Origin of the sequence: Hypnocyclicus thermotrophus (assembly GCF_004365575.1) — a bacterium.
Classification (GTDB): domain Bacteria; phylum Fusobacteriota; class Fusobacteriia; order Fusobacteriales; family Fusobacteriaceae; genus Hypnocyclicus; species Hypnocyclicus thermotrophus.
The window spans coordinates 212,804-224,789 of the sequence record NZ_SOBG01000004.1 but is presented as its reverse complement, the minus strand read 5'-3'; the positions used below and the strand labels follow the sequence as shown (position 1 = coordinate 224,789).

Annotated in this window: 9 protein-coding genes; all 9 read left to right on the top strand. The window is 26.0% G+C overall.

Annotated features, from left to right (window positions below; translation table 11 throughout):
- Positions 1-56: 56 nt before the first annotated feature.
- Positions 57-1,097 carry an N-acetyl-gamma-glutamyl-phosphate reductase gene (argC, locus tag EV215_RS05865; RefSeq protein ID WP_134113068.1) on the top strand — a complete coding sequence of 347 codons (1,041 nt, stop codon included), beginning with the start codon at positions 57-59 and terminating at the stop codon, positions 1,095-1,097.
- A gap of 12 nt (positions 1,098-1,109) precedes the next feature.
- Positions 1,110-1,544, top strand: coding sequence for a GNAT family N-acetyltransferase (locus EV215_RS05860; RefSeq protein WP_134113067.1), 435 nt, complete (start codon positions 1,110-1,112; stop codon positions 1,542-1,544).
- Between the two features lie 16 nt (positions 1,545-1,560).
- Positions 1,561-2,778 carry a bifunctional glutamate N-acetyltransferase/amino-acid acetyltransferase ArgJ gene (gene argJ, locus EV215_RS05855; protein WP_134113066.1) on the top strand — a complete coding sequence of 406 codons (1,218 nt, stop codon included), beginning with the start codon at positions 1,561-1,563 and terminating at the stop codon, positions 2,776-2,778.
- A 63-nt stretch (positions 2,779-2,841) separates the two neighbouring features.
- The gene (gene carA / locus EV215_RS05850; protein WP_243832400.1) at positions 2,842-3,912 is read left to right on the top strand and encodes a glutamine-hydrolyzing carbamoyl-phosphate synthase small subunit; all 1,071 of its coding nucleotides are present in this window, start codon (positions 2,842-2,844) and stop codon (positions 3,910-3,912) included.
- A gap of 3 nt (positions 3,913-3,915) precedes the next feature.
- A complete protein-coding gene (gene carB / locus EV215_RS05845; protein WP_134113064.1) occupies positions 3,916-7,077 on the top strand; it encodes a carbamoyl-phosphate synthase (glutamine-hydrolyzing) large subunit in 3,162 nt (1,053 codons plus the stop codon).
- Between the two features lie 56 nt (positions 7,078-7,133).
- Positions 7,134-8,006, top strand: a complete 873-nt coding sequence (gene argB / locus EV215_RS05840) for an acetylglutamate kinase (RefSeq protein ID WP_134113063.1) — start codon at positions 7,134-7,136, stop codon at positions 8,004-8,006.
- A 99-nt stretch (positions 8,007-8,105) separates the two neighbouring features.
- The gene (gene truA / locus EV215_RS05835) at positions 8,106-8,837 is read left to right on the top strand and encodes a tRNA pseudouridine(38-40) synthase TruA (protein WP_134113062.1); all 732 of its coding nucleotides are present in this window, start codon (positions 8,106-8,108) and stop codon (positions 8,835-8,837) included.
- Between the two features lie 9 nt (positions 8,838-8,846).
- The gene (locus EV215_RS05830; RefSeq protein ID WP_134113061.1) at positions 8,847-9,299 is read left to right on the top strand and encodes a GNAT family N-acetyltransferase; all 453 of its coding nucleotides are present in this window, start codon (positions 8,847-8,849) and stop codon (positions 9,297-9,299) included.
- 85 nt (positions 9,300-9,384) lie between these two features.
- Positions 9,385-11,961 carry a protein kinase family protein gene (locus tag EV215_RS05825; protein WP_134113060.1) on the top strand — a complete coding sequence of 859 codons (2,577 nt, stop codon included), beginning with the start codon at positions 9,385-9,387 and terminating at the stop codon, positions 11,959-11,961.
- Positions 11,962-11,986: the final 25 nt, after the last annotated feature.

Sequence of the window (11,986 nt, the reverse complement as noted above, 5' to 3'; positions counted from 1 at the left end):
TCTGTGGTTTCAAAATAAATCTAAAAAGTATTTTAAAAAATTAATAAGGGGGAAAAATGATAAAAGCAGGAGTAATAGGAGCAACTGGATATGCAGGACAACAACTTGTCTATCTATTAAAATATCATAAAGAAGTAGAGATAATATTTTTAAGTTCGAATTCATATAGTGGTAAAAAATATTCTGATGTATATACTAATTATTATGGAATAATAGATAACGTTTTAGTGTCTACTGAAGAAGCATTAGAAAAATATGATGAAATAGATGTATTATTTTTAGCATTACCACATGGTAAATCAATAGAACTCGTAAAAAAAGCAGTTGATAAAGGGGTTAAAGTAATAGATCTTGGAGCTGATTATAGACTTGATAGCAAAGAAGAATTTGAGAAGTGGTATCAAATAGAGCATCCATATGAATCCCTTTTAAAAGAATCTGAATATGCATTAGTAGAATTAAAAGATAAAGAAAGTATAAAAAATAGTAAAGTAATAGCAAATCCTGGATGTTATCCAACAGCTACACTATTAGGAATAGCTCCACTTTTAAAAAAGAAATTTATTGATACAAAAAATATAATAGTAGATGCAAAATCTGGAATATCTGGAGCGGGTAGAGGAATTGACATTTATAAGCTTTACTGTGAAGCAACAGAAAATGTAAAAGCTTATAAAGTAGCTTCTCATAGACATACTGCAGAAATAGAACAAGAAATGTCGAAATTAGCAAATAAAGATATAAAAATTACATTTACTCCAACACTTATTCCAATGAGTAGAGGAATTCTTTCGACTATTTATGCAAATTTAAAGATTAATAAAACTAAACAAGAGTTACTAGAGATATATAAAGAGTTTTATAAAGAAAATAAATTTGTTAGAATAAGAGAAATAGATGTGCAAACAAAAGATGTTAAAAGAACAAATTATTGTGATATAACTATAAATATAGATAATAGAACAAATAGAGTGATTATTACTTCAGTAATAGATAATATAGTTAAAGGTGCAGCAGGACAAGCAATACAAAATATGAATGTATTATTTGATTTAGAAGAGAATATGGGGATTGAAAATATATCTATATATATTTAATGGAGGATAAATATGCAAAAGTACTATGAAGTAAAGAAAGATAATTTTTTAGTAACAACAGATCCAAATAAAATAAATATTCAATCAGTGTATGATCATCTTTCGAATGCACACTGGGCAAATAAAAGAAGTAAAGAGTTAATAGAAAAATCATTTAAAAATTCTTTATGTTTTTCTTTGTTAGATAACGATAAACATATTGGAATAGCTAGAGTTGTGACAGACTATGCTACTTTTGCATATTTATGTGATGTATATATAGATGAAGCTTATAGAGGACAAAAATTAGGTGAATTTTTAATAAAATCAGTAGTAGAATATAAAGAATTAAAAAATCTGAGAAGATTTTTATTATATACAACTAATGCGAAAGAATTTTATAAAAAATTTGGTTTTCATGAGCTCATAAATAAAAATAATTTTTTAGAAATATTTAATGATGTCTAAAAATTGGGGGAATATCATGATAAAAAAAGATATAACAATAAATGATGTAGAAGGTTTTAAATCTATTGGAATAGATGCTAAACTTCGAAAAGAGAAAAGAGAAAATTTAGCTTTAATATATGCTAAAAATGGTGCAATAGCTTCTGGAGTTTTTACACAAAATGTTATAAAAGCTGCTCCTGTTATATATAATATGAAAAATATAGAAAATGAAAATATAAAAGCTGTTATAATAAATAGTGGAAATGCAAATGCATGCACAGGAGAAGTTGGCTATCAAAATACAGAAATTATAGCTAAAAATATAGCAAAACATTTAGAGATAGAAAGTGAAGAAGTGCTTGTGAATTCGACGGGGATAATAGGAGTACAACTTCCTATGGATAAAATATTAAGTGGAATTGAAAAAATATGTACTGAAGTTCAAAATCATAATGATAAACATAGTATAGCAAGAGCTATAATGACAACAGATACAAAGCCTAAAGAAATAGGTGTAGAATTAGAATTAGATGGTAAAAAAGTAAAAATAGCTGGAATAGCTAAAGGCTCTGGAATGATACATCCAAATATGGCTACAATGCTTGGATTTATAGTTACAGATATAAATATAACAAAAGATATGTTAGAAAAAGCATTTAAGCCTACAATAGATAAATCTTTTAATATGATATCTGTTGACGGAGATACAAGTACAAATGATACTTGTATAATTTTGTCAAGTAGAAAAGCTAAGAATAAACTTATTGATAAAGAAGATAAAAATTTTAATAAATTTAAAGAAGCTCTTGAATATGTAAATATAGAGCTTGCTAAAATGATAGCTGCAGATGGTGAAGGTGCAACTAAATTATTAGAAGTGAATGTAGTAAATTATAAAAATGAAGAAGAAGCCAAAATTTTAGCTAAAAGTATAATTACTTCTAATTTAACAAAAGCAGCATTTTTTGGAGCAGATGCAAATTGGGGAAGAATATTATGTGCTATGGGATACTCAGGAGTACAATTTACTCCCAATACTTTAGATTTGTATTTCAAATCAGGAAAAGGTGAAATAAAAGTATTTGAAAATGGATTGCCTATTATTTTTAATGAAGACAAAGTAAAAGAGATACTTTTAGAAAAAGAAGTAATAGTAATAGCTGATTTTAAAACTGGAGAGCATTCAGCAACTGCTTGGGGATGTGATCTTACTTATGATTATGTAAAAATAAATGGCTCTTATAGAAGTTAAAAATCATAATGATTTAAAACTTTTTTAAAATATAGTTTAAAGACTATAATGGGGGGAAGAATATTGAAAAAAGGATATTTATATCTATCAGACGGTAGTTATTATGAAGGAAATTTGTACGGTGAAGAAAATATAAAATATGGAGAGTTAGTTTTTAATACATCTATGACAGGCTATCAAGAAATTTTAACAGATCCGTCATATGCAAAACAAATAGTTATACTTACCTATCCATTTATTGGAAATTATGGAACAAATGATATGTATAATGAATCACAAGATGTTTATGCTTCTGGTCTAATAGTAAAAAATTTAGAAAAAACACCTAGCAATTTTATGAACAAAGATTCTTTAGAAGAGTTTGCAAAACAGAAAAATCTTACAATTTTAGGTAATATTGATACTAGGTCACTTACAATAAAAATAAGAGATATAGGAGTTATGAATTCAATTATTTCTCCGAAAAAATTAGATGAAAAAGAGTTAAAAGAATTATTTTCTAAACCTTTAAATATAGAAAGTAGTATGACAGAAGTAGGAGTAAAAGAGATAATAGAAATAAAAGGAAATAAAGAGACAATAGGAGTACTTGATTTAGGATTAAAAAATAATATTTTAGATAATTTAAAGAAAAGAGATATTAATATAAAGATTTTTCCATATGGAACAAAAGCAGAAGAAATTTTAGCACATAAAGTAGATGGACTATTAGTTAGTAATGGACCAGGAGATCCCAAATATGCTATAAAAGCAATAGCGTGCATTAAAAATTTATTTGATAAACTTCCAATTTTTGGGATTTGTATGGGAAACCAAATAATATCTTTAGCTGCTGGAGCAGATACATATAAAATGAAATTTGGACATCGTGGTGGAAATCACGGTGTAATTGATTATAAAAAAAATAGATCTTTTATAACTTCTCAAAACCATGGATATGCAGTAGATGAAAAAAGTTTAGAAAATACTGGATTTGAAGTAGCTTTTAGAAATCTTAATGATGATACAGTAGAAGGAATTCGTCATAAAGATTATCCAATATTTTCTGTTCAATTTCATCCAGAGGCATGTCCTGGACCTCATGATACAGAATATTTATTTGATGAATTTTTAACATTAGTGAGAGGGGAGTAAGTTATGATAAAAAAAGTAATATTAATTGGTTCTGGGCCTATTATAATAGGACAAGCAGCAGAATTTGATTATTCTGGGACGCAAGCATGTAAAGCAATAAAAGAAGAAGGGATAGAAGTAATACTTATAAATAGTAATCCTGCAACAATAATGACAGATGAAAATATAGCAGATAAAGTATATATAGAACCATTAACGACAGATGTAATAGAGAAAATAATAATAAAAGAAAAACCAGATGGTATTTTAGCTGGTTTTGGAGGGCAAACAGCTCTTACGTTAGCAATGAAATTATATGACAAAGGAATACTTGATAAATATGGAGTAGAATTATTAGGAATAAATATAGAAGCTATAAAAAAAGCAGAAGATAGAGAAGAATTTAAAGAGCTTTTAGAAAAAATAGGAGAACCTATAGCTAAAAGTAAAATTATCCATAAGCTTGAGGAAGGAATAAAATTCACAAAAGAAATAGGATACCCAATAATACTTCGTCCTGCTTATACACTTGGCGGAACAGGTGGAGGAATAGCAAGTAATGAAAAAGAATTTATAGAAATATGCGAAAGAGCATTAAAGCTAAGTCCTATTCATCAAGTACTTGTGGAACAAAGTGTAGCTGGCTGGAAAGAGATAGAATACGAAGTAATGAGAGATAAAAAAGGGAACTGTATAACTGTATGTAATATGGAAAATTTAGATCCAGTGGGAATACATACAGGTGATAGTATAGTTGTGGCACCTTCTCAAACTTTATCAAATAAAGAATATCAAATGCTTAGAGAATCATCATTTAAAATAGTATCGGCATTAGATATAGAAGGAGGATGTAATGTACAGTTTGCATTAAATCCAAATTCTTATGAATATATTGTAATAGAAGTAAATCCGCGAGTAAGCCGTTCTTCTGCACTTGCATCAAAAGCTACAGGATATCCAATAGCCAAAATAGCTGCCAAAATAGCTCTCGGATATAGCTTGGATGAATTAAAAAATAGTGTCACTAAAAAATCAAGTGCATTTTTTGAACCAGCTATTGATTATATAGTTTTAAAGTTACCTAAATGGCCTTTTGATAAATTTAAAACAGCAAGTAAATCGCTTTCTACTCAAATGAAAGCTACAGGAGAAGTTATGGCAATAGATAGAACCTTTGAAGGGGCTCTTATGAAAGCTATAAGTAGTATAGAAGGTGGTTATACAGGACTTAATTATAGCGGATTAAAAGAAAAAAGCGATAAAAAACTTATAAATGAATTAGTTACAAATAATAGTGATAGAATATTTGCTATTGCAGAACTTTTCAGAAGAAAATATAAAATAGAAGATATTTTTAACTACACTAAAATTGATAGATGGTTTTTAAAAGGAATTCATAATATAATAGATTTAGAAAAAAAATTAGAAGAAAATCCTAAAAATATAAAATATATAAAAAAAGCAGAGAAAATAGGATTTGTAGATGATGAAATAATCAGACTATCTAAAATAACAAAAAAAGAATTAGATAATATAAGAAAAGAATCAAATTTATATCCAACCTATAAAATGGTTGATACGTGTAGTGGAGAATTTGAAGCAGTAACTCCTTATTATTATTCTTGTTATGAAAGTACAGATGAAAATATAATTACGAATAATAAAAAAATAATAATAATAGGTTCTGGACCAATAAGAATAGGGCAAGGAATAGAGTTTGATTATTGCTCTGTACATGCTATATGGGCAGCCAAAGAAAGAGGATATGAAGCAATAATTATAAACAATAATCCTGAAACAGTAAGTACAGATTTTGATACATCTGACAAACTATATTTTGAATCATTATATATAGATGATGTAATTAATATAGTAAGAGAAGAAAATCCAGAAGGTGTAATTGTACAATTTGGAGGACAAACTTCAATAAATCTTACAGAACGACTTGAAAAATCAGGAATAAAAATACTTGGTAGTGATTTTAACTCAATAGATTTAGCAGAAGATAGAGAAAAATTTAGAGAATTTTTAGAAAATCTTAAGATAAAAAGCCCTATTGGAGATGCGGTATCTACAATAGATGAAGCAAGAAAACTGATAGAAAAAATAGGGTATCCAGTAATAGTTAGGCCATCTTATGTAATAGGTGGTAGAGCTATGAAGGTTATAAATACTGATAAGGAGTTAGTAGAATATTTTGAAGATGCTAAAAAATTAGATGCAGTATCTATACTTGTAGATAAATATTTATATGGAACAGAAATTGAAGTAGATGCTATATCTGACGGTGAAGATGTTCTTATACCTGGAATTATGGAACATATAGAAAAAACAGGTATACATTCAGGAGATAGTATATCAGCATATCCCCCAATTACTTTATCAAATGAATTGAAAGATAAATTAGTAGAAACTACTAGAAAAATAGCTATAAATTTAAAAACCAAAGGATTGATAAATATACAATATGTATATTATGAAAATGAGTTATACATAATAGAAGTAAATCCTAGAGCAAGTAGAACAGTACCAATATTAAGTAAAGTTACTGGAATTCCTATGGTAAAAATAGCTGTAGATATTATGCTTGGAGATAAATTAAAAAATATGAAATACGGAACAGGGCTTGCCAAAGAAAAAGAGTTTTATTCTTTAAAATTTCCGGTGTTTTCTACAGAAAAATTAGCAGATGTAGATATTTTTTTAGGACCAGAAATGAAATCTACAGGTGAGATATTAGCAATTGATAAAAAACTAGAAAACGCTATATATAAAGGTTTTAAAGCATGTGGAGTAGGAAAAATAGAAAATAAAAAAGTATATGTATCATTTAGTGATATTAGTAAAGAAAAAGGAAAAGAAATTGTAAAAAAATACATAAATAAAGGTTTTAAAATATATAGTAGTGGAAATACATATAAATATCTTAAAGAATTTTATGATATAATAGAGCTTGACAAAGAAGATATTTCAAATAAATTAAAAGAAAAAAAGATAGAATTAATAATAAATATACCTACATTTGGAAACAATACTAAGACATTTGGATTTAAATTACGTAGAAAAGCTGCAGAAAATAAAATAGCTTTATTTACCGCAATAGAAACAGCAGAACTTTACTTAAAAGTATATGAAGCAACAGAAAATAAAAATTATTATACTGTAAAAGAATACTTGGAAATGTAAGATAAATCAAATTAAATAAAGTGTATAAAAATTAATAAAATATATTGGGGGAATATATGGAAAAAATAATAGAAAAAGCTAATATTTTATTAGAGGCTATGCCATATATAAAAGAGTTTTCAGGAAAAACTATTGTAATAAAATATGGTGGTAGTGCAATGACAGATGAAAAATTAAAACAAGATTTTATTAGAGATATAGTTTTAATGAAATATGTAGGAATGAATCCGGTAGTAGTTCATGGAGGAGGACCTGCAATAAATGAGATATTAAAAAAAGTAAATAAGAAAGTAGAATTCATTGAAGGAAATAGAGTAACAGATATTGAAACAGTCGAATTAGTAGAAATGGTTTTAGCTGGAAAAGTAAATAAAGATATTGTAGCAATAATAAATAAAAATGGTGGGAAAGCAATAGGTCTTAGTGGAAAAGATAGTAATCTTATATTAGCTGAAAAAAAATATATAGAAAAAAATGGAGAAAAAATTGATATAGGATATGTAGGAAAGGTAAAGAAAATAAATATTGATATAGTAAATACTTTAATAGAAAAAGGATATATTCCTGTAGTATGTCCAGTTGGATCTGATGAAGAAGGGACTACGTATAATATAAACGCTGACTATGTGGCAGGTGAAGTCGCAGGAGCATTAAAAGCAGATAAATTTATATTTGTAACTGATGTAATGGGAATAATGAGAGATATAGATGATAAAGGTTCTTTAATAAATAAAGTAACTGAAGAAGAAGTAGAAAAATTAATAAATAATAAAATAATAGTAGGTGGAATGTTGCCAAAAATATCTGCTTGTTTAAATGCACTTGATAAAGGTGCCGGTAAAGTACATATAATCAATGGTAAAATAGAACATTCTCTTTTATTAGAAATATTTACAAAAGAAGGAATAGGAACAATGATAGTTAAGTAAAAAACAAGAGGATTTACCTCTTGTTTTTTTAAGGTCTTTTTTATTTTAATTATATTTGATATAATAAAGAAATAGATAAATTTTAAGTAGGAGAAAATAATGAGGAATATTAAAATAACATATCAATATAATGGTAGTAACTTTTATGGTATGCAAAGACAAAATGAATTTAGGACAGTACAAGGAGAAATAGAAAAAGCTTTAAATAAATTATTTAGAGAAAAAATAACAATAAAAACATCTGGTAGGACAGATAGAGGTGTTCATGCACTTTTTCAAGTTTCAAATTTTTTAACTAATAATAAAACTATACCAGTAGAAAAACTTACATATATTTTAAATAGAGGACTTCCAAAAGATATTCATATATTAGATACGAAAGAAGTTGAATTAGAGTTTAATTCTAGGTTTTCAGCTAAAGATAGAGCGTATATTTACAAAATGTGTTCTCAAAAAAATCCTTTTGATTATGATAAAGTGATGAATGTAAAAGAGGAAATAAATGAAGAAAAATTAAAAAAAATATTAACTCCTTTATTAGGTGAACATAATTTTGATAGTTTTAGAAAATCAGATTGTGAAGCAAAAAATAATTTTAGAGAAATAAAAGAAATAAAATGTTATAGAGAGAATAACTATACAATAGTTTATTTAAAAGCAAATGCATTTTTAAAGTCTATGGTTAGAATTATAATAGGAAGTGCTTTAGCAGTATATTTTGGAGAAAGAGACGAAAATTATATTATAAACAAATTAAAAGATCCAAATATTAATGATGAAAAAATATTAGCAGAGCCACAAGGATTATATCTTTGTGAAATAAATTATTAGGGTGAGTATATGAAGTTTATAGAAATTTTATCAAATGAAAAAGAATATATAGAACAAATAATAAAAATTGAAGAAAGAATTTTTGGAAAAAATGGCGGTGTTGATTATTGGATATTAAAACCAATAATAAGATATGGAAAAGTTTTAGCCATTGAAGAAAATAATAAAATATTAGCAGTAGCAGAACTAATAAATAATTGGGATAATAATACTATATATATATATGGATTTTGTGTAGATATAAAATATCAATCTAAAGGAATAGGAAAAGTTTTTTTAGAAAAACTAAAAGAGTATATTATTAAAAATAAAAAAACAATAAAAAATATAGTATTAACAGTAGATAAAGAAAATATAAAAGCAATAAAACTATATGAAAAGTTGGGATTTGAGATAGAAAAAGAGTTAAAAGATGAATATGGAAAAGGTATAGATAGATTATATATGATGTTTAAAATTTAAGAAATATATATCTTTGCTTATTGAATATGTGACTAAAAAGTGTTAATATAATAATGAATAAAACTAAAATATGGAGGGTATCTAGTTGAGTAAAAATATTAAAGTAAATGAATCAGAAAAGAAAGAGTATAAACTTTATATTGATGAAAAATGGTATATTCCTATTGATAAAAATGGATATACTAAAGGAACATGTTATGAGGGAGCACTTGGTGTAGTAATACAGTTGAAAAATGATAGAGGCGGAGTTTATGCGTTAAAAATTCCGAGACTTTTAGCTGATACTTTAAAAGAAAATGCATATATATGTGAACTTTTAAATGAAGAAGAGAAAAATGTAACAGAAATTTTTACTACTCAAGATGATATAGGGAGAGATGGATTATTAAGAGGTTCTTTACTTTCAGAAAAAATTATTCAAAAACCAATACAAAGCATTAATTCAACTAGCGAAGAAGCAAGAAAACAAAATGGACAAATTATTGCAGTGCAATATAACAAAGGAAAAATGCCAAGATTTTGTGGGATAAAAGTTGATGAAGAAGGAGAAATAAAACTTTTTCCAGAAGGTGTTAAATTAGAAGAATTACCATTAGAAAATAAGAAAGATTTTGAAAAATTAAAGAAAAATGCAATGGATGGAAATAGTCCATGGCAAAAAACCATAGTTTTGTATGAACCAATAGAAAATAGAAGAGTAATAAGCTATCTAGATGTATTAGAGTTTTTAAAAGAAGAAAATGAATATAATAAACTTTGGTATGTAGGACTTCCTTCTATTGTATATGAATGGGGAAATAGTACGCTATCAGAGGTAATAATAAATAGAAAAAATAAAGAATGGGATTTAATTAATTATCTGGAATTAAATAGAACATTATTAGATGGTCTTAATTCATTGCACCATAGAAATATTATTCATTCAGATATTAGACCAGCAAATATTATGTATATGGGGAATTATACTAATCCTAAAAATTATAAACTTATTGATTATGGTAGTTTTAATAAACATGATGTAGGGATAATTGATGGAAATAAAGTATCTGATGAACATTTTAGTAGAATATTAGGGCCTACTCTTAGTAAAGAAAGAACATCACCTTTTTATGCACCTGAAAGAAAAAGTGATATAGAAAGAGAAAACGCTGATACAGCTGTATTTGTAAATAATGAAGATGATACAGTAAGAATACTTCTTGGATGGCGAGGAGAACTTCTTGAAGAAGATATTGTAAAAGAAGAAGTTATAGAAAATATAAAAGAATTTAAATATCCGAAAGAAATAGAAGAAAATCCTAAATATGATTCATCTCTTTTAATTCCAGGGGATAAAATTCAAATTAGAGAATATATATTTCAAATAGAAGATGTAGGAATAACGGAAAATGGTAATAAAATATTATTATGTAGTAAAAATTATTGGAAAATTTTTCATGGAAAAATAATTATTGCTTCTAAAGAAATTATTGAAACAGGAGCATGGATGTCTATTCCAAGAACCACAGAACTTAGACAATGGTCATTTGCTACTGATATTTATGGAGTAGGAGCTATATTCTTATATACATTATTTTTTGGTGGACTAGAAAAAGATGAGCTTCAAACTGCAGAAAATCAATTTGCAGAAATGTTAAGCGAACTTGATAGTATACCATTTTTTAAAAATATGTGGGTGGATTTAGCACCACTTTGTGCTCAAATTGAAAAATTCTATGAAGAGGATACAGACAAAAGTAAAATAGAAAATTTTATTTTTAATCCAGAAGATTATCTTGATTTTGCAAAAGATATGGAAAAAGATAATATTCAAAAGAAAAGCTTCTTAGAATATGCAAAATACATTACATTTTTAATTACTTATTCAGTAAAAGAAACAAGAAAAATATTAAAATTATTAAATTATAATTATATATATTTTATTTATGCTATGCATTATGCATTAAACTGTTTACATAGAAGAGTATCATTATTAAATGAAGATGAAAAAGAAGAAAATTTTATCAAAAGTAGTGAAAAAGTAGTATATCCTTTCTGTAAAAGCAGAATAAATAATAGAGATGATAAGAATCAAGCAGTATTAAAAGCAATAGATTATTTAGATAGATTTATAAAAATATTAAATAGTAAAAAGTTTGATAGTTTTATATTAGGTGAAGAGGAAAAAGAAAGAAATAATCCTCAACATATACCAGCAACAGAACTTAGAAGAAGGTTTGTGGAATTAAATGACAAACATAATAATTTAGAAATAAAAATGGAAAAAATGAAAGAATTAAATAGTAGATTAGAAGAAGAAAAAAATGAAAATGAAAAAAGAATAAAAGAACTAGAACAAATAAGAAAAGCACTTGAACTTCAAAAAGAAAAAATAAATAATGATTTTAAAGAAAAATTAGAACGAGAAAAAGAATTAGAAAAAATAGTAGAAGAAAAAAAAGAGTATATAAAAAATTTAGAATACACTTTAGCCCAAGAAAAAACAAAAATTGAAGAAATAGAAAATAATTATAAATATGTAGTAAATGATAATGAAAAAATTAAATCAACAGTATATGAAATAGTAGCAAGTGCAAAGAAAAAACTAGGATTTGGATATTCTGATGAAGTAATAGATGAACTTCTTTTACAAATTAATAAGTTAAAAAGCGAAAAACAATAGTTAGTTGTAAAAATTGGAGGGGTTA